The 18,345-nt window shown below is 65.8% G+C and carries 17 protein-coding genes and 2 tRNA genes; 9 read left to right on the top strand and 10 right to left on the bottom strand.

What is annotated here, in order from left to right; translation table 11 throughout:
* Positions 1-13: 13 nt before the first annotated feature.
* From argH to SriyCCGPB3_RS14550, 4 genes are read left to right on the top strand one after another with little or no spacing between them, the layout of a single operon-like run.
* Complete coding sequence (gene argH / locus SriyCCGPB3_RS14565; RefSeq protein ID WP_153855931.1) at positions 14-1,309, top strand: argininosuccinate lyase; 1,296 nt, start codon at positions 14-16, stop codon at positions 1,307-1,309.
* A complete protein-coding gene (locus SriyCCGPB3_RS14560; protein WP_097049329.1) occupies positions 1,309-1,572 on the top strand; it encodes a YciI family protein in 264 nt (87 codons plus the stop codon). The genes argH and SriyCCGPB3_RS14560 overlap by 1 nt, the downstream gene beginning before the upstream one ends.
* Before the next feature lie 11 nt (positions 1,573-1,583).
* A complete protein-coding gene (gene proB, locus SriyCCGPB3_RS14555) occupies positions 1,584-2,741 on the top strand; it encodes a glutamate 5-kinase (protein ID WP_350259454.1) in 1,158 nt (385 codons plus the stop codon).
* On the top strand, positions 2,738-4,009 hold the full coding sequence (locus SriyCCGPB3_RS14550; RefSeq protein WP_153855934.1) for a glutamate-5-semialdehyde dehydrogenase: 1,272 nt from the start codon (positions 2,738-2,740) through the stop codon (positions 4,007-4,009). The genes proB and SriyCCGPB3_RS14550 overlap by 4 nt, the downstream gene beginning before the upstream one ends.
* A 138-nt stretch (positions 4,010-4,147) precedes the next feature.
* Here SriyCCGPB3_RS14550 and pgaD read toward each other — a convergent pair whose 3' ends face one another.
* The 5 genes from pgaD to SriyCCGPB3_RS14525 form a co-directional block, all read right to left on the bottom strand.
* Positions 4,148-4,618: a poly-beta-1,6-N-acetyl-D-glucosamine biosynthesis protein PgaD gene (gene pgaD, locus SriyCCGPB3_RS14545; RefSeq protein ID WP_164161190.1), complete on the bottom strand. Its 471-nt coding sequence runs from the start codon at positions 4,616-4,618 to the stop codon at positions 4,148-4,150.
* Positions 4,615-5,871: a poly-beta-1,6-N-acetyl-D-glucosamine synthase gene (pgaC, locus tag SriyCCGPB3_RS14540; protein ID WP_110712913.1), complete on the bottom strand. Its 1,257-nt coding sequence runs from the start codon at positions 5,869-5,871 to the stop codon at positions 4,615-4,617. The genes pgaD and pgaC overlap by 4 nt, the downstream gene beginning before the upstream one ends.
* A gap of 1 nt (position 5,872) precedes the next feature.
* On the bottom strand, positions 5,873-7,759 hold the full coding sequence (pgaB, locus tag SriyCCGPB3_RS14535; protein ID WP_164161188.1) for a poly-beta-1,6-N-acetyl-D-glucosamine N-deacetylase PgaB: 1,887 nt from the start codon (positions 7,757-7,759) through the stop codon (positions 5,873-5,875).
* 1 nt (position 7,760) lies between these two features.
* Positions 7,761-9,788: a poly-beta-1,6 N-acetyl-D-glucosamine export porin PgaA gene (gene pgaA / locus SriyCCGPB3_RS14530; protein WP_180855196.1), complete on the bottom strand. Its 2,028-nt coding sequence runs from the start codon at positions 9,786-9,788 to the stop codon at positions 7,761-7,763.
* A gap of 341 nt (positions 9,789-10,129) precedes the next feature.
* Entirely contained in the window at positions 10,130-11,335 is a 1,206-nt protein-coding gene (locus SriyCCGPB3_RS14525; protein WP_110712910.1) for a CynX/NimT family MFS transporter, read from the bottom strand.
* A 324-nt stretch (positions 11,336-11,659) separates the two neighbouring features.
* Between SriyCCGPB3_RS14525 and SriyCCGPB3_RS14520 the strand changes: the two genes are divergently transcribed.
* The 5 genes from SriyCCGPB3_RS14520 to SriyCCGPB3_RS14500 are packed head-to-tail and all read left to right on the top strand — an operon-like array spanning position 11,660 to position 14,443.
* Positions 11,660-12,082 carry a PAAR domain-containing protein gene (locus SriyCCGPB3_RS14520; protein ID WP_164161184.1) on the top strand — a complete coding sequence of 141 codons (423 nt, stop codon included), beginning with the start codon at positions 11,660-11,662 and terminating at the stop codon, positions 12,080-12,082.
* Entirely contained in the window at positions 12,083-12,553 is a 471-nt protein-coding gene (locus SriyCCGPB3_RS14515) for a DUF4123 domain-containing protein (RefSeq protein WP_164161183.1), read from the top strand.
* Complete coding sequence (locus SriyCCGPB3_RS14510; protein WP_164161181.1) at positions 12,553-12,888, top strand: hypothetical protein; 336 nt, start codon at positions 12,553-12,555, stop codon at positions 12,886-12,888. The genes SriyCCGPB3_RS14515 and SriyCCGPB3_RS14510 overlap by 1 nt, the downstream gene beginning before the upstream one ends.
* An 8-nt stretch (positions 12,889-12,896) precedes the next feature.
* Positions 12,897-13,694, top strand: coding sequence for a Tox-REase-5 domain-containing protein (locus tag SriyCCGPB3_RS14505; RefSeq protein WP_164161179.1), 798 nt, complete (start codon positions 12,897-12,899; stop codon positions 13,692-13,694).
* Positions 13,694-14,443, top strand: a complete 750-nt coding sequence (locus tag SriyCCGPB3_RS14500; RefSeq protein WP_153855943.1) for an Imm52 family immunity protein — start codon at positions 13,694-13,696, stop codon at positions 14,441-14,443. The genes SriyCCGPB3_RS14505 and SriyCCGPB3_RS14500 overlap by 1 nt, the downstream gene beginning before the upstream one ends.
* 539 nt (positions 14,444-14,982) lie before the next feature.
* Here SriyCCGPB3_RS14500 and SriyCCGPB3_RS14495 read toward each other — a convergent pair.
* From SriyCCGPB3_RS14495 to SriyCCGPB3_RS14475, 5 genes are all read right to left on the bottom strand, one after another.
* Positions 14,983-15,059 (bottom strand) — tRNA-Pro (locus SriyCCGPB3_RS14495).
* 140 nt (positions 15,060-15,199) lie between these two features.
* Positions 15,200-15,276 (bottom strand) — tRNA-Pro (locus tag SriyCCGPB3_RS14490).
* Positions 15,277-15,331: 55 nt separating this feature from the next.
* Positions 15,332-15,448, bottom strand: a complete 117-nt coding sequence (gene cydX, locus SriyCCGPB3_RS14485; protein ID WP_005410354.1) for a cytochrome bd-I oxidase subunit CydX — start codon at positions 15,446-15,448, stop codon at positions 15,332-15,334.
* 54 nt (positions 15,449-15,502) lie between these two features.
* A complete protein-coding gene (cydB, locus tag SriyCCGPB3_RS14480; RefSeq protein ID WP_110712904.1) occupies positions 15,503-16,654 on the bottom strand; it encodes a cytochrome d ubiquinol oxidase subunit II in 1,152 nt (383 codons plus the stop codon).
* A 15-nt stretch (positions 16,655-16,669) separates the two neighbouring features.
* Positions 16,670-18,259 (bottom strand): cytochrome ubiquinol oxidase subunit I, encoded by a 1,590-nt coding sequence (locus SriyCCGPB3_RS14475; protein ID WP_071229725.1) that lies wholly within the window; start codon positions 18,257-18,259, stop codon positions 16,670-16,672.
* Positions 18,260-18,345 lie beyond the last annotated feature (86 nt).

Below are 18,345 nucleotides of genomic sequence, written 5' to 3'. Positions count from 1 at the left end.
TTCCGGAGCCCCCATGGCAGACCTTCTTTGGCAGAAGCCCGGCGTCGCTGTCGACGCCCAGATCCAGACCTTCCTCGCCGGCGACGACGTGATCCTCGACCGCGAGTTCTTCCTGCATGACATCGCCGCCAGCGCCGCCCATGCACAAGGCCTGCAGCACATCGGCATCCTCAGCGCCGATGAACTGGCTGGCCTGCTGCGCGAGCTCGACGTGTTGGCGCAGGACTTCCGTGAAGGACGCTTCGTGCTGGACACGCAGTACGAAGATGGCCACTCGGCGATCGAAGCGCGCCTGACCGAACGCCTCGGCGATGCCGGCCGCAAGATCCACACCGGCCGCAGCCGCAATGACCAGATCCTGGTCGCCACCCGTCTGTGGCTGAAGGAGAAGCTGCAGCGTGTGGCCCAGCTCAGCGCAGAAGTTGCCAAGGTCGCGCTGGACCGTGCGCAGGCCGAGAAGGACCTGCCGATTCCCGGCTACACCCATATCCAGCGCGCCGTGGTGTCCTCGGCCGGCATGTGGTGGGCCGGATGGGCCGAGGCCTTCATCGACAACGCCATCCGTGCCCGGGATACCCATGCGCTGGTCGACGCCAACCCGCTTGGCACGGCTGCCGGCTACGGTGTGAACCTGCCGCTGGACCGTGAGCACACCACGGCCGCGCTCGGTTTCGCCCGCATGCAGGTTTCGCCGATCTACGCGCAGCTGTCGCGCGGCAAGTTCGAGCTGGCCGCACTGGAAGCCCTCGGCGGTGCCACGCTGGACCTGCGCCGCATTGCCTGGGATCTGTCGCTGTTCACCAGCGCCGAATTCGGTTTCGTGGCATTGCCGGCGCAGTACACCACCGGCAGTTCGATCATGCCCAACAAGCGCAACCCGGACGTGATCGAACTGATGCGTGCGACCCACGCCAGCGTCGCCGCTGCACGCACCGAGATCGAACAGCTGCTGTCGCTGCCGTCCGGTTATCACCGTGACCTGCAGTCGTCCAAGGGCGCGATCTTCCACGGTTTCGGCCGTGGCCTGGCCGCGCTGGAGCTGCTGCCGGCGCTGCTGGCCAACCTGGAATGGCGTGACGACCGGCTGCGCGCGGCCATCGACTCGGGCATGTATGCCACCGACGTGGCCGTGGAAGCGGCCGTGGCCGGCGTGCCGTTCCGCGAGGCCTACAAGGCCGCAGCTGCCGGCGCCGACAGTGCAGGGCAGGGACGCACCCCGGAAGGCAGCCTGGCCGCACGCGTGTCGCCGGGTTCGGCCGCCGACCTGCGCCTGGACGAACTGCGCGCACGCTGGCAGGCGCTGGCCTGATGGCCGGCACCGTCTACCTGGTGCTGGCCATGCGCCGGCCCGATTTCAACGCCGCCGCCGTGCAGCCGCACCGTGACTTTCTCGATGCATTGCAGGCACAAGGCAAGCTGCAGCTGACCGGCGGTTTCGCCGATGGCAGCGGTGGTGCCTATGTGCTGTGCAACGTCGAGAGCCTGGAACAGGCGCAGGCCATCGTCGCCACCGATCCGCTGGTGACGATGCAGGCCTCCGAGCTGACCGTGCACGAATGGAACACCCGCTGAGACACTGACTGATGACCCTGCACGCCGCCACCGTCGCCTCGCCGTTCCCCGAACAGGCGCTGCCGCCGTGGCGGCGTGCGGTGCTCAAGGTTGGCAGCAGCCTGTTGGCGGCCGATGGCGGCGGTCTGTCGCCACGCCACGCACTGGGCCTGGCACAGTTCGTCTCGGCCAATGTGCTGGCCGGACGCGAGGTGGTGATCGTGTCCTCGGGCGCGGTCGCCGCTGGCCGCGCGATTCTTCCCCGGGCTGATGAGCCCGGTGCGGCGATGGCGGCGCGGCAGGCGCTGGCTGCGCTCGGTCAGGCCCAGCTGATCGGGCTCTGGCAGCGCTTCTTCGAGCGCCCGGCGGCGCAGGTGCTGCTGACCCATGACGATCTGCGCAACCGCCGCCGCTACCTCAACGCACGTGCCACGCTCAATGAGTTGCTGCGGCTGGGCGCGTTGCCGGTGGTCAATGAGAACGACACCGTGTCGGTGGACGAACTCAAGCTCGGCGACAACGACAACCTGGCGGCAACCGTGGCTGCGCTGGTCGATGCCGATGCGCTGTTCATTGCCACCGACATCGACGGACTGTACAGCGCGGACCCGCGCACCGTGGCCGATGCGCGGCCGTTGCACGACGTGCCGGAGCTGAGTGACGATGTGCTGGCGATGGCCGGCGGCACAGGTTCGCGCGCCGGTACCGGCGGCATGCGCACCAAGCTTGAGGCGGCGGCCAAGGCGGGTCGTCTCGGCATCGAGACCTACCTTTTCAACGGCCGCAGCAGCGACGTGGTGCGTGCACTGGCGCAGGACCGCCTGTTCGGCACCCGCATCCACGCCGCGCGCAGCCGCGAGGCGGCCCGCAAGCACTGGCTGCGGCATGCACCGCTGACCGAAGGCGCGATCGTGATCGATGCCGGTGCGGCACAGGCCATGCGCGAGAAGGGCGCCTCGCTGCTGCCCGGGGGCATCACCGGTGCGGAGGGCGCGTTCCGGCGTGGCGATATGGTGCAGGTGTGCTGGAATGCACCACAGGGCCGTGTCTGCATCGCCCGCGGTGTCAGTCAATACGCCGCCGATGATGTGCGCCGGATCGCCGGTCGCCATTCGCGCGACATCCAGTCTGTGCTCGGCTACAACTACGGCGGCAGTGTCGTCCATCGCGACGATCTGGTGCTGCCATGACCGGTTTGAAGGACACCCCGATGAGCGAAATCGAAGCGCAGGCGCGTGCCTGCCGTGATGCGGCCCAGGTGATTGCCGGCCTCGACAGTGAGGCCCGCCGCACGCTGTTGAAGGCCATGGCACAGGCATTGGAAGTGAATGCCGGGCTGATCCTGGCCGGCAATGCGCGTGACCTCGCCGCCGCGCGCGACAAGGGCGTTGGCACGGCCATGCTTGATCGCCTTGCGTTGGACCCAGCGCGCCTGTTCGCGATGGCCGAAGCCGTGCGTGAGGTCGCTGCGCTGCCCGATCCGGTCGGCCAGGTCACCCGCGACGATGTGCGTCCAAACGGCATCCGTGTGCAGAAGGTGCGCGTTCCGCTGGGGGTGATCGCGATGATCTACGAAGCCCGCCCGAATGTGACCGCCGAAGCGGCCGCCCTGTGCCTGAAGGCCGGCAATGGCGTGATCCTGCGCGGAGGCTCCGAGGCGATCCACTCCAACACCGCCATCGCCCAAGCGTTGTCCGGCGCATTGAAGGCCAACGGCGTACCGCCGGCGGCGGTGACCGTGCTGACCGACCTGCGCCGCGAAGCGATGCTGGAACTGCTGCAGCTGCATGAGCTGATCGATCTGGCGATTCCGCGAGGCGGCGAAGGCCTGATCCGCTTCGTTGCCGAGCATGCGCGGGTGCCGGTGATCAAGCACTACAAGGGCGTCTGCCACCTGTTCGTGGATGCCAGTGCCGACCTCGGCAAGGCCATTGACCTGCTGGTGGATGGCAAATGCAGCCGCCCTGCAGCCTGCAACTCGCTGGAGACGCTGCTGGTGCACCACGACGTGGCCAAATCGTTCCTGCCGCGCGTGGCGCAGGCGCTGGGTGAGCGCGGTGTGCAGCTGCGCGCCGATGCATTGGCGCAACCGCTGCTGCCGGGCAGCACCGCCGCCACCGAAGACGACTATGCCGCCGAGTTCCTCGATCTGGTGCTGGCGGTGCGCGTGGTCGACGACCTCGATGCGGCTATCGCGCACATCCGCACCTATACCTCCGACCACACCGAAGTGATCGCCACCGAAGACGCCGGCCATGCCGAGCGCTTCGTCAACGCACTGCGCTCGGCGGTGGTGATGGTCAATGCGTCCTCGCGTTTCTCCGACGGCGGCCAGCTGGGCCTGGGCAGCGAGATCGGCATCTCCACCACGCGCCTGCACGCGTATGGCCCGATGGGGTTGGAGGCACTCACCGTCGAGCGCTTCGTTGTGCGCGGCGAAGGGCAGACCCGCAAGTAGAGCCACGCCATGCGTGGATGCTCTTCGCGGTAGACCCCGGTACCGACCAAGGTCGGCACCCACCAGGCCCATGCGCCGACCAAGGTCGGCATCTACCAAAGCAAGTGCCGACCAAGGTCGGCACCCAGGGCAATCGAGTTACACCACTTCCCGGCGGATGCCGATCGGCCGCGCATGATCGTCCATGTGCAGCGTGGCGGCCTTGCAGCCCAGCAGGCGCTCGGCAAGGCCGGTGCTGGCACCCAGATCGGCCGCGACTTCATTGAGGCTGGCCAGTGGTCGCGGCAGGCGTCGCTCGTGGCCACGGAAGCGCGCGCGGTTGTATTCGGCCCAGCCGATCAGCAGCACGCTGGCACATAACAGCATCAGCGGCAGTGCCACCAGCACATAGGGATCGAACTGGCTTTGCCGTTCGTACAGCTGCCGCCAGGCCAGCTGGCCGCCGATCAGCCACGAGAGCAGAGTGACCAAGGGCGCCCACAGGTAGAAGTAGAAGCTCCAGAACGCCAGCGTGACGAACCCCCAGGCAGTGCGCTGGAAGCGCGGTTGATGGTGTGGCTTGCGGATCATCCGCGAGTCGAAGCGGTTGGACGGGTGTTGTGCGTTCATCGGATACCCCGATCAGGACTGGTCCAGGTGGCGCGCTTGCTGCGACGACGCAGCAGGGTCTTGGGAAGCGCCACCAGGGTGGTGGAAAGGCTGATCAGCCAGTACGCCATCGGGTACCAGATGACCCAGAAGTAGTTGCGTCCAATCTGTGTTTCGTAACGCCGGTCGATGATCAGGCTGCTGGCGAACTGCAGCAGGCAGACCATCGCCAGGATCACGCCATGCCACTCCGGCAGCAGGCTGGCGATATGCAGCTGTGGCGGCAGCTCGATGAACTTGCCCAGCGCCCACAGCAGCACGATGAACAGCATGGTGTAGGCCCAGATCACGCTCAGCACGTACTCCAGCAGCACGCCCCACATGCGCCGCTCCTTCCAGTGCAGCAGCGAGCGCGCATGGCGCAGCATCACCTCCACGCCGCCCTGGGCCCAGCGCAGCCGCTGCCGCCACAGTCCCTTCAGGGTTTCCGGCATCAGGATGAAGCACAGTGCGTTGGGCTCGTAGCGGATGTCCCAGTGCGCGCGCTGCAGGCGCCAGCTGATGTCGATGTCCTCGGTCACCATGTCATCGGACCACCAGCCGACCTGGTGCAGGGCGGTGCGTCGGAAGCCGGCGATCACCCCGGAGATGGTGAAGATGCGTCCATACACGCGCTGCGCGCGCTTGATCATGCCGATGATCGAGGAAAACTCGGCCACCTGCAGGCGACCGAGCAGGGTGGAGCGGTTGCGGATGCGGGGGTTGCCGGTGACGGCACCGACCCGGTTGCCGCTGACCAGATGCCAGATCATCCAGTGCAGCGCGTGTTCTTCCAGCATCGCGTCGCCGTCAATGCACACCAGGTACTCCGAGCGCGCCGCCAGTGCGCCCATGCGCAGGGCGTTGGCCTTGCCCAGGTTGCGGTCCAGGTGCAGCACGCGAAGCCGCGGATGCTTCGCAGCGAGCGCATCCAGCCTCGCGCCGGTGTCATCGCTGCTGCCGTCATCAATGGCGATCACTTCATAGTCGGCCGGGTAGCGCTGCGCCAGTGCCGCGCCGAGCGTGTCGTCGAGGTTCGCGGACTCGTTGTGGCAGGGAATCAGCAGGCTGGCGAAGGGAGGATCGACCATCAGCGGCGGATCGTTGCGCGGTCGAGAGTGGCGCTCGCGCCGGAAGTAGTAATACAGCCCGCCGGACATCCAGAAGAACGCCATCACCATCGGGTAGTAGAAGGCGAACTGGAACAGGACCTGCAGCAACGGATGCATGTCCATGTCACTTCTCCGGGTACGGGAAGTTGCCGGCGGACATTGCCGCGCGGGCATCACGGGTGGAGGGCTGGTCGGCGATGAAATCGTCCGGGTACCAGGCGAAGTGGTGTACACCCTGCGCCTGCAGCTGGCGGATCTGCGCACGCAGGCGCTCGGCGGGAATCGGCTGCCCGCTGCGCCAATCGACGGTCTGCAGCTCGAACAGCGTGTGCTGAAGCTGCGGGTCGTGCGCGCGTACCGCAGCCAGCAACTGGTCGAGCCAGCGTTCGGGGTGCTTGCTGCCTTCCATCCACGGCATCGCCATCAGTGCGGTCTGGTCGTAGGCCTTGTTGAACAGGTCCAGGCGCTGCGCGAACCAGGCTTCGCTCTGCGGGCGGAGTACCGGCTCAGCATACAGGTTGCGCACCGTGGCCAGCTTCGGTCGCCAGCGCTGCGCGCTGTCACGCAGGGCCAGGGTGAAGTCGATCAATGCCTGCGTGCGGGCGCTGCCACCATCGCCGGCCGCCAGCCTGGGCAACTCGGTGTCGCGCAGGTAGCCATCGTCATGGAACAGCAGGCCCTCGAAGTACGAGTTGACCGCCAGGTCCTCGTAGATGTCGAGCATGATCTGGCGCGCCTTCGGGTTGGTGAAGTCCAGCCGGTACATGCCATCTGCATCACCGTTGTGGATCGCCAACGCCTGGCGCTGCACCGGGTCGGGCAGCTCGAAGCCGAGCACGGGCAGCCACGCGTAGACCTTCACGCCCGCGCGGGATTTCAGCTGCCAGGCGACGCGGCTGAACAGGTCCGCCCGCATCGGCATGTGGCGGTTGGGGAAGTACAGCGCATCGGCAGTGTTGTTGCCGTCCGGATCCGCGAAGGCCTGCAGGTAGACGTGGGTCGGCGCGATGCGCTTGACCCGCTCGATCAATGCATCGAGATTGCGCGCCTGCTGCGCCGGATCGGGGTCATACACATCGTCCAGATCGATCTGCAGGGCGCGGATACCGTCGAGTGCGACATCACGGCGAAGTTCATAGGCCAGGCCTTCCACCGTCGGGTTGTCGCTCACCAGCAACCGCGCCAGTCCATGCAGGTCGCTGGCCACCGGCGTGCTGCGGCCCTCCAGGTCGAACGAGACCGGCATGCCCAGCTGCTCGGCGATGTCGTTGCTCAGCTGGTTGTAGGCCGCATATGGCCAGACGATGGCGCGCGGGCGCACGCCCAGATGCTGCTGGATGCGTTGCACGCTGCGCGACAGGTCGGCACGCAGGCGCTGCTCGTACTGCGCCTCGCTTTCGTAGCTGTGCGTGGCCGGACTGTAGATGCGGGTGACCACCGCCGGCGTGGAATTGCCCTGCGGATTGGCGAGCACGCCGTGGTGCAGGTCATCGGTATGGCTGGCCACTTCGATCAGGCCGCTGTCGTGCATCTGCTTCAGCTGCGCCCATGTGACGAAGTCGTCATGCCCGAACGGGCGGTAGCCGTAATCGATGGTGCGCCCTGGCGCCATGTCGACGTAGTCGGTGATCACCGCCACCAGGGCCGGGTAGCGATAGGCCTGCAGCAGCGGAAAAGCCTTGTCGTAGACACTGCGCAGGCCATCATCGAAGGTAAGCAGCACCGGCTTGGGCGGCAGCGTGGCGCGGCCCTGCGAGGCCTCGATCAGCTGCGACAGCGATATCGGGTGGTAGCCATGTGCGCCCAGCCAGTCCAGGTGCGCGGCGAAGTTCTGCGTGCTCACCGCATAGGTATCGGCATCACCCTTGGCGGCCACCTGGTCGCGGATGTCGTGGTAGCTGAGGATCAGCAGGCCGTTGTCGATCGCATCAAGATGCAGGGGTTGCTGCGCGAACGCCGGCGGCACGCTGGCCAGCAGCAGGAGCACGATCAGTCGCAGGATGCGGGCCATGTCAGTCTCCCCAGCGCAATGCGGCTTCGAAGCCGATATGGCGTTCGCGATGGCCGTCGTAGACCGGCCGTGACCAGCGCACGCCGTACTCGAACACGCGGCCGGGGCCCAGTTGCCACTCATGCATGTAGGACACCGACGGCACCAGTGCACTGCCGAAACCGTCCTGCCAGTAATCACCCAGCGAGACAGTCAGCCGATGCCGGAAGTGGCGCTCGTAATGCCGCCACAGCTGCTGGTCGATGCGCAGGCCGATCTCGACCATGCGGTCGCGTTTCGGGTTGAAGTAGGGCGCATCGTCGCGGCTGCCGCGACTGGTGTAGGCACTGGCCAGGCCATCGATCAGCCAGCGGGGGCGGGTCAGCAGGCGCTGTTCCAGGCCGGTGCTGAACAGCTCGCGATGGTTGCCATCGTCGTAGCGGAAGCGGCTGGCGCCGAACATCCAGTGGGTGAGCTCGCTGCGCCGGTAGTCCACCTGCGCGCTCACGCTGTCGGCGGTGATGCCGGCCGCGCGCGCCTGCATCGAGGCTTCCGGATCATTGCGCGCGGCCACCACGCCAGCATGCCAGTAGTCGTTGAACTGCCAGCCGACGCCGGCGCGCAGCCCGGTATCGCCGATGTGGTCGTTGGCGCGCAGCACCGCTGCTTCTGCATCCAGCCGCCCGAAGCGGTAACGCACGCCCGCACCGAGCCAGAGCGGATCGATGCGCTGGTCCTGGAAGTCGGTCGAGCGCCGGTCGGCGAGGGCGAACAACCGCCAGCGGTCGTCGAGGATCGGTGTTTCCACTTCCACGCCGTAGTGGCGATCGTTGTTGCCCAACGGTGAGGTGCCACCGCCACCGGAGCTGCGGCCGATGTCGGTCCAAGCCTTCAGCTGCCAGCCGCGATGCGCGCGCCAGGCCTGGTCCATGCGTTCGACCGCCGGTTGAGTGGGGTAGCGCGCGATCAGGTCATCGTGCAGCGGCCGTGCCAGGTCGTCGCGCTGCAGAGCAACGTAGGCCTCTTCCATGCCCAGTCGCGGTTCGATGTCACGCGGGTCCAGCGCGTGTGCCATCTGCTGGCGCTGCAGTGCCCTGCGTGGCCAGCCGCGCATCATGTACACGCTGCCCAACGCACTCTGCAGGCCGCCATTCCCCGGTGCGATGTCGACCATCGATTCCAGATCGCGTTGTGCGGTCGGCAGGTCGCCGCTGTACGCGCGCACCATCGCCAGGTTGAGATCGGCCTCGTAGCGCGACCAGTTCGCATACGGTGACTTGCCGTTGCTCCAGCGCCACGCCGGCTCCTTGTCGCGCCATGCCTGCAGCAGGTCGATGGCCTTTTCCTGCTGCTCGCTTTCCAGGTAGGCGTAAGCCAGTTCCGAATGCGAGGCATCGCGTGTCGGGTCGCCGGCCACCGCGGCCTGCAGCACCGGAATGGCCTCCTCCGGGTGCAGGGTGCCCATCAACGAATCGCCCACGGCGGGCAGCACGTAGTCGGGCAGGGGGTGGCCTTCGGCCTGCAGTGCCCGGGCTTCCTCGCGGACCTGTGCATGGCGGCCCAGCCGGTTGAGCAGGATCAGCCGGTCCATGCGGATGCGCAGCGGTGCCTGCGCGGGCGGCGTACCTTCACCGCCGAAGTAGCGCTGCATGCGCGCCAGCGTCGATTCGGCCTCTTCCAGGCGGCTGTCCTCGCTGCTGCTGTAGGCCAGGCTCCAGACCACCAGCTTGGCCAGGTAGTCGCCTTCCAGGCGCTGCTTCTGTGCATCGTCGAACAGCTGAGGGCGCTGCTGGTACAGCTCCCAGGCGCGCCAGGCATTGCCGATGTCGCCCAGGGTCAGCACGCGCAGCTTGAACAGCAGGTCGTCGTTGGGCTGCTGCTGGCTGGCACGTTCGATCGCGCCCAGGGCATCCAGCCAACGCGCCTGGTCGCGGTAGCGGCCGATCTCGGTCAGGGCCGCCTCGCGGTCGGGCGGGGCAGCGCTGCTGGCCCAGGCCAGGGCGGTGCAGGCAAGGCCGACGCAGAACGCCAGCCGACGGTGGACAACCATTGGGGACCCCCTTGGCTTCCGAACCAGACAACCTGTAAAAGTGTGACGCACATCACATGCCAGCTTTTGGCGTGGCCGTGGCCCGCGTCACTCCCTTCGTGCATGCCGCCCAGAAGGGCGGGTACAACCCGGACAGCGACCTGCAATGTCTTGTCTGAAACGAGAGTCCCCCGCACACCGAGTGGTGGCCCGGGCGGCGATGCCGCCCCCAATGCCCGATGCCGGCACGCGGCAAGGTTGGGCATTCGTGGGCACTATCCGCCCGGAATTGTCAGCCCGGCGTCAAAATGCGCGTGAAGGCTGATGAGGGAGGGGCGGGGCCGGCAGGCGGCCCCGGACGATCACCAGAGATCTTCCAGCTTGCGTGGCTTGCAGGCCACCCACGAGGCGCACAGCATCAGGGTGGCGCAGCCGAACAGGAAGCTGAACGGGAGAGTCCAGCCGTCGCTGACCGTGTGCAGCCAGCCGACCAGGAACGGGCCCAGACAGCTGAAGCTGTAACCCACGCCCTGCATGAAGCCGGACAGCGCTGCCGAGCCGGTGGGGGTGCGGGTGCGCAGGTTGATCAGGGTCAGCGCCAGCGGGAAGGTGGACGGGCCAACGCCGAGCAGGCAGGCCCACAGCAGTGGCGCCTTCATCGGTGCCAGCAGCAGCCCGGTGAAGGCGATCACGAACGAGAAGAAGCCGATCAGCACCAGCGGGAACGGGTTCTGCATGCGTACCGCCATCGATGGAATGACCAGCGACGGCAGCAGGCCCAGGGCCGAGAACACGGCCACCATCACGCCACCGAACGCGGGCGTGCCACCGGCCTCGACCACGATGCGCGGCAGCCAGGTGAACATCGAGTACGTCATCAGCGAGGTCATGCCGAACATCAGCGTCATGCTCCAGCCCAGCGACGTGCGCCAGACCTTGCCGTGCGGCTGCGCGGTTGGATCGGTGGCGTCGGCCTGCGGCTTCGGCGCGCGCTTGGCCAGCAGCAGCCACGGCAGCGCAGCGGCCAGCGCCAGCAGCGCCCACATGCCCAGCGACACGCGCCAGCCCGCGGCGTTGGCCACCGGCACCGCCAGCAGCGCCGGCAGCATCGTGCCCAGCTGCAGCACGCTGATGTAGAGCGTGCTCATGGTGCCGACCTTGTTGGCGAAATAGCGCTTCACCAGCGGCGGCACCACCACGTTGCCGATGCCCATGCCAGCCAGTGCCACCACTGAACCGAACAACAGGGTACCGACATTGCCGGCGCTGGAGCGCAGGAGAAGTCCGGCCATCGCCATCACCATCGCCAGCAGCGTGGTGCGCTCCAGCCCGAGGCGCCGCGCCAGTGCCGGCGTGGCCACGCCGAACAGCGCGAACGAGGCGGTCGGCAGCATGCCCAGCACGCCGGTCATGGTGGTGCCGAAACCGAACTGCTGGCCGAGCACGTCCAGCAGCGGGGTGATCGAGGTGACCGCGGTGCGCAGGTTGATCGCGGCCAGCAGGATCGCGGCGAACGCGAGGACGCGACCGTGCAGCAGCGACGGCGAATCGGAAGTGGAGGAACTCATCGGTGGTCCTTGCAGGTGTCGCACGCCGTGTCTTGGCATGCAGCGCCGCACCGGGCTGTGCCGGCGCGGTGGGTGGGGGAGGGCGCCATTGTACGTGGCTGGCGAGGTGAGGTCCTGTTGGCGCGATTTGTCGCGATCTGCATAGCCGGGTGAGGGCGGCCGGTGCGGCCTGGGTAGGCACCGTGATCCAGCCAACCCCTTGCGTTGCGGACTCCTGCGCGCGTTTGGCCGCGGCAGGCACGCCGCGATGGACGCCGCATTGAAGTGCAGGGGGTGTGGGGCGTTGCTAGGTTCGGGCCACATCCATGGCCGAAGGATTGCAGGGTGGCAAGGACGTTGATTGTGGTGGGTGACGCAACCACGGGCGGTGGCAGGGTCATCGCCGGCTCCCCGGTTACCGACATCGAGGGCATGGCCGTTGCGCGGGTGGGCGACAAAGCCGCCTGCCCCAAGCACCAGCGCGTGACCACCATCGTCAGCGGCGACATCACGCTGACGTTTGAAGGCCAGCCCGTCGCGCGCCACGGCGACAGGCTCTCATGCGGCTGCTCGCTGATTGCCGGCAAGCAATCCCGGGTCTATGTGGACATGGGCGGGGGAGGCAGCGTGGCTGACGGCGTCAGCCACGTCGCTGCTGCTTCGGATCTGGCCCCGTTGCCCGTACTGCCGCAGGCCGGCAAGCCGCCCGTGTGCGAAGCATGCCTGCTGGCCGCCTCGCGCTCCGGCGCGACCTTCCTGGGGCGCTGAATGAACCGATACGTCATTGTCGATGCAGCGGCCTATGCCGACACGGCCAAGGCGCTGGCCTGGTACGCCCAGGACCTGCCGCACCGGCCCCTGTTGGCACGCCAGCCCGAGGCTGCGCATGCCAGCCTCGGGCCCTGGTTGATCCAGTTGCCCGCGCAGCACCAGACCCCGGTGGATGGATGGTTGCGCGCGCTGGAAATGAACAAGCCGGTCGTGGCCTGGCTCAGCAGCGAAGCTGGATTTGAAGCGGTGTTCCAGCACCTCGAAGCCTGCCTGGACCTGCGCCGCCCCAGCGGCAAGCTGGCGCTGCTGCGCTACTGGGATGGTCGCGTGTTCCTGCGCTTGCAGCGGGCGTTCACGCTGCAGCAGCGCAGGCAGCTGATGGGCCCGCTGCGGCAGTGGCGCTTCCAGATGCTGGGCCAGCACTACGCCCTGGAACGTGACGCGTTGTATGCAGCGGAGACCGGTTGATGTTTGAGATCAGCGAGGAACAGGAGGCCCTGCTGCGCCTGCCTGACCCCTCCACTTTTTTCCCGTTGTTGTGCCGGGAGATTCGCGAGGAGTACCCCGGCAGGGTCGGTCATCTGAGCGATGGCGCGCTGATGGATGAGGTGGTGCGAAGCCATGACCATGCAGCCTATGTGCTGCGCATCACGCACCTGCCGGTGCTGGTGCGCTGGGTGAAGGCGGACGTGGCATGGGCGTGCGGTTTGCGGGCCGTCCCTGCGGTGGGCATGTGGATACGTAACGCGGAGCACCCGAATCTGGCGGCGGCGGATCTGTTGTCGAATCTGGCAGGGTACTAGGAGCAATCATGGGCACCAGAATCATCGGACCCCGGCCCTGGCTGGGGCCAGGCGTGGGAGGCGGTACCGGCACCGTCGACGAAGACGGCAACCCGGTGGATCCCTACGGCGGGCCGACCACCGGCGATGTGGTCGATGGCATCCGCGATGCCGTGTACGGAATCCAGCAGCGGGTGCGTGGTGAAGCCAGGCCCGATGCGCGCGCCGAGCCGACCGCCAAGGCGCGGGAGGTTGACTGCTCGCAGATGCCTGACGAGACCGCGTGCAACGAGTGCCTGCTGAAGGAGGGGTTCATCGGTCCGCCTCTCACCCCGCGCTATGTCACCCAAAGCAACCTGATCAATTACGAATATCAGTTGTACATCGCCAACCTGCGCTCGGCGCCGCTGCGCTTTGGTTTCATGGTCGCCGACATGGCGGATCCTGATCGGCGGCTATTCTCGGTGGATACGTTGTTTGACTACCTTGAGCGCGATGGGTTCTCACGCACCGTGCAGGAATGGCATTTCAACGCCTGTGAGTTTGATGGGTTCTGGTTGAAGGACTGCACGGTGGTGGAAGCGAAGGGGAGGTATGAGCATTTCTTTGATGAAAGAGGACTTCCCAGATATGAGTTTGTGGAACATGGAGTTCTCAGGCCTTGGGGATTGCAGATGAACAGGCAGCGCAGCGCCATCGGCGTTGCAGGTCGGCAAGCAAAGCTCCTGTGGTGCTTCATGCAACCTCGAACGATGGCCGCAGCCATTGCAGCGGAGTATGTCGATCCAATGCTTTGCAGGCACATACCATTTCGTGGAGAGATTTGATGATTGTCAGTGTCCAAGCAAACTTGCGAACGGACCCTGTGTCCCGATCTCCCGACCAGTTACTTGGTTTGGCGGTACAGGCAACAGAACGTCTTGCGTCGCTACACCCGTTGATGAAACGCTGGTATGCGCTGCCATCGAGCGCAAAGGGAAAGTCAATACCGTTGGAGGACACCGGTGCGATCCTCGCCAGGATGGAACGGGATATCGAGAAGGATCGCGGAAGATTTGGGGATTTCAATGAGCTTGGCGCTTCACTGTTGCTGGCCAACGTAGACAATGGTCGTGATTGGCGCATGCCAGGTCTGGTCGTGCTCGGCTTGGATCCCACAATGGGCTCCCATAAGTTCCGTCTTGTTGGGATCGAACCATTTGGTGAAGCCGTGCCAGATCTGATGCTGAATGCAATGATAGGTCTGGTGGAGGAAGTCAAGCCCCTCTATGCCTGTACGGATGTCAAAGCGCAGACGCGCGAGAAGGGGCTGGTGACGTACCAGCTTGATCGGCGCTTGTACCAACACCGTCGCTACTTTGGCTGGATGGGCTTCGTTCCTGCGCAGATCACCCACGCGCAGATCCCCGACGCACATGCGGTCCACGCGGTCGATGGCCAGGGCACGGTCATTGTCTCGGTGCCAGGCATGTTCGACCCCACTGACGACGCGCAGGTGGACAAGGTACACCGCGTCGAAATGGATCTGGCCAGCTATGACCTGTTGCCGGTAACGGACCCGAGCCTCAAGGGCTAGGGCCATTTCCGGTTTTCGCACGGAATGCTCCCCGCGTGCGCGATCTGTCGTGCTGGTGCTGGTGCTGTGCGCAGGCGCCCTGTGGGCGTCACTTCCCAGGCAGCGTGACACCTGACACCTGCCAAGCGCTTGCCCAGCAGGATGCAGGACCACTACAGACCCCGCGCAACAATGATGGGAATCGCACGAATCACCGCAATGGCGCGAATGCCCACCACCGCAAACTCGAGCCTCAGCCGTGTTTGCGCTTGTCAGCCAGCGTCGCCTCGTACGGCGCCGGCTGGCAATCCGTCCGTGTTCCATGGCGGGCGCAGCAGGATGGCGGGCCGGGCCAGGACGCAGGCGGTCGCGCGATGGAGGGCCTGATGCAGGCCAGTCGCGTGCTGGGCCTGTATGCCAGCCTTAACGTGCGGCCCTGCTGGCGGGGCAGGGCGGCTGCCTTGCCCCGTTGCAGCGCTTCACAGGCAGGGCCCCCAAGCATCAGGCACAAAAAAACCCGGAGGACTGTCGTCTTCCAGGCTTCTTGGTGACCACCGAAGTGGTCGGGGAGACAGGATTCGAACCTGCGACCTCTACGTCCCGAACGTAGCGCTCTACCAGACTGAGCTACACCCCGAAGGGAGCCGCCTATTCTAGCGATTCACCCCGATGGCGGCAAGGGGTAAATGCTGTTTTCTTCACACTGCCGAAGCAGTGCCACTTCAGGGAACAAAAAAGCCTGGACGACTTCACCAGGCTTCAATGCGACCACATGAGTGGTCGGGGAGACAGGATTCGAACCTGCGACCTCTACGTCCCGAACGTAGCGCTCTACCAGACTGAGCTACACCCCGAAGGAGCCGCCTAAGATACCGTGTGAAGGCCAAGGCGGCAAGGTTTTTTTACAACTCAGCGACGATTTTCTTTCTCGATGCGGTTCTGCTCGCGGGCTTCGAACCACATGCCGTTGAGGATGGCCACCGTCGAGGCGAGGCCGGCACCGAGAATCCAGGCGAAATACCACATGATCAGTCTCCTTTGTCCAGCGGATGTGCCGACCCTGGGCCGGCACATCGGCACTCAGTAAGCGTTCGGGTTGTTGCCCATCTCTTCGGTGGTGGTCTTGCCCTTCAGCACGCGGTACACCCAGGTGGTGTAACCGATGATGATCGGCAGGAACACCGCCGTGGCCAGCAGCATGATCCACAGGGTCAGGTGGCTGGACGAGGCATCCCACACGGTCAGGCTGGAGGTGGGCTGGCTCGAGGACGGCAGCAGGAACGGGAAGATGGCGAAGCCGACGGTCAGGATGATGCCGGCGATGGCCGCTCCGGAGGCGATGAAGGCCAGGCCGCCGCGACGGGCGCGCAGCAGCACTGCGCTGGCCAGCAGGCCGGCCAGGCCCAGCAGCGGGGCCAGGATCGTGGCCGGCATCGCACTGTAGTTGCGCATCCAGCCACCGGCGGCGCCGAGTTCGGCGGTCTTCAGCAGCGGATTGGTGGCGCCATCGGTGACCACCTGCGAGGTGATCTGGTAACCCGGCAGGCCGAAGGCCACCCAGGCGCCACCGACGGCGAACAGCACGAAGGCGATGATCGCGGCGATGCTGCCGAAGCGGGCCGCACGCTCGGCCACCGGGCCATCGGTCTTCAGCACCAGCATGGCGGCACCGTGGGCGACCAGCATCGACACGCTGAGCAGGCCGGCCAGCAGCGCGAAGGGCATCAGCAGGCCGAAGAACGAGCCGGTGTAGAAGATGCGCATGCTGTCATCGAAGTGGAACGGCACGCCCAGCAGCACGTTGCCCACCGCCACGCCCATGATCAGCGCCGGGATGAAGCCACCGATGAACAGCGCCCAGTCCCAGGTGTTGCGCCAGCGTTCGCTGGGCATCTTGCTGCGGAACTTGAAGCCGACCGGACGCAGGATCAGGGCGAACAGGATCACGAACATCGCCAGGTAGAACCCGGAGAAGCTGACCGCGTACAGCGGCGGCCAGGCGGCGAAGATCGCACCGCCACCGAGTACCAGCCACACCTGATTGCCTTCCCATACCGGGCCGATGGTGTTGATCACCAGCCGGCGCTCGGCGTCGTTGCGGGCAACGAAGGGCAGCAGGGTGCCCACGCCCAGGTCGAAACCATCCATCACGGCGAAACCGATCAGCAGGATGCCGAGCAGCAGCCACCAGATCACGCGCAGCGTGGTGTAGTCCAGAAGAATGAAATCCATCTTGGTTCTCCTGCCTCAGGCCTGGCCGGCGGCCGGCGCCGAGGCATTGTGGGAAGCATGCGGCTGGGGCGACTGCAGCGACGGCAGCACCTCGTCCGGACCCTTGCGGATCGCCTTGAGCATCAGCTTGATCTCGACCACGATCAGCGCGGTGTAGATCGCGGTGAAGCCGGCAAGGGTCAGCACGATTTCATGCAGGGCCAGGCCCGATGCCGCATAGAAGGTCGGCAGCACGCCGTCGACCGCCCACGGCTGGCGACCGTACTCGGCCACGAACCAGCCACATTCGATCGCGATCCACGGTGCCGGCAGCGTCCACAGGGCCAGGCGCAGGAACCAGCGCTTGTCCTGGAAGTTGTTGCGGCAGGAGTAGTAGAAGGCCAGTGCGAAGAAGGCGATCAGGTAGAAGCCCAGGCCGGCCATCACGCGGAAGGTCCAGAACAGCGGCATCACGCGCGGCACGGTGTCCATCGCCGCCTGCGAGATTTCCTGCGGGGTGGCGTTGAGGATGTCATCGCGGTAGCGCTTGAGCAGCAGGCCATGGCCCAGGTCCTGCCAATGGCGGTCGAACATCTCGCGCGCTTCAACGTCGTTCTTGTTCGCACGCAGGCGTTCCAGCGCACCGTAGGCCAGCTGGCCGCCGCGCACGCGGTGTTCGGCGCGCTCGACCAGTTCCAGGATGCCCGGAATCGGCTGGTTCAACGAACGGGTGGCGATCAGGCCCATCAGGTACGGGATCTTCACCGCGTAGTCGTTCTGGTGGGTTTCCTGGTTCGGGATGCCGAAGGCGGTGAAGTCGGCCGGTGCACGCTCGGTCTCCCACATCGCTTCGATCGCGGCCAGCTTCATCTTCTGGTGTTCGCTGGCGGCGTAACCGCTCTCGTCACCCAGCACCACCACCGACAGCGACGACAGCAGGCCGAAGGCTGCGGCCACCGCGAACGAACGACGGGCCAGGTCCTTGTGCTTGTTGCGCAGCAGGAACAGGGCGCTGATCGCCATCACGAACACCGCACCGGTCACGTAACCGGCGCTGACGGTGTGCACGAACTTGGCCTGCGCCACCGGGTTGAACACCACGGCCATGAAGTCGACGACTTCCATGCGCATGGTTTCCGGGTTGAACACCGCGCCGGTCGGGTTCTGCATCCAGCCGTTGGCGATCAGGATCCAGATCGCCGACAGGTTGGTGCCCAGCGCCATCAGCCAGGTCACCATCAGGTGCTTGACCTTGGTCAGGCGGTTCCAGCCGAAGAAGAACAGGCCGACGAAGGTGGCTTCCAGGAAGAACGCCATCAGGCCTTCGATGGCCAGCGGCGCACCGAAGATGTCACCCACGTAGTGGCTGTAGTAGGACCAGTTCATGCCGAACTGGAACTCCATGACGATGCCGGTGGCGACGCCCATGGCGAAGTTGATGCCGAACAGGACGCCCCAGAACAGGGTCATCCTGCGCCAGATCTCCTTGCCGGTCATCACGTACACGCTCTCCATGATGGCCACCATGAAGGACAGGCCGAGGGTGAGCGGTACGAATAGGAAGTGGTACATCGCGGTCAGCGCGAATTGCAGCCGCGACAGTTCTACGACTGTCTGATCAATCATGGCCTGGCTACCTCGTTGGATAGTGCCGTTGCAGGTGGCGGGAAGGGTGGTCTACGACGTGAATGATGTGACCGACTACTTCAAAC

The sequence above is a fragment of the Stenotrophomonas riyadhensis genome (assembly GCF_040256885.1).
GTDB lineage: Bacteria > Pseudomonadota > Gammaproteobacteria > Xanthomonadales > Xanthomonadaceae > Stenotrophomonas > Stenotrophomonas riyadhensis.
Note: the sequence above shows the minus strand (reverse complement) of the source record. Positions and strands in the feature narration are given on the sequence as shown.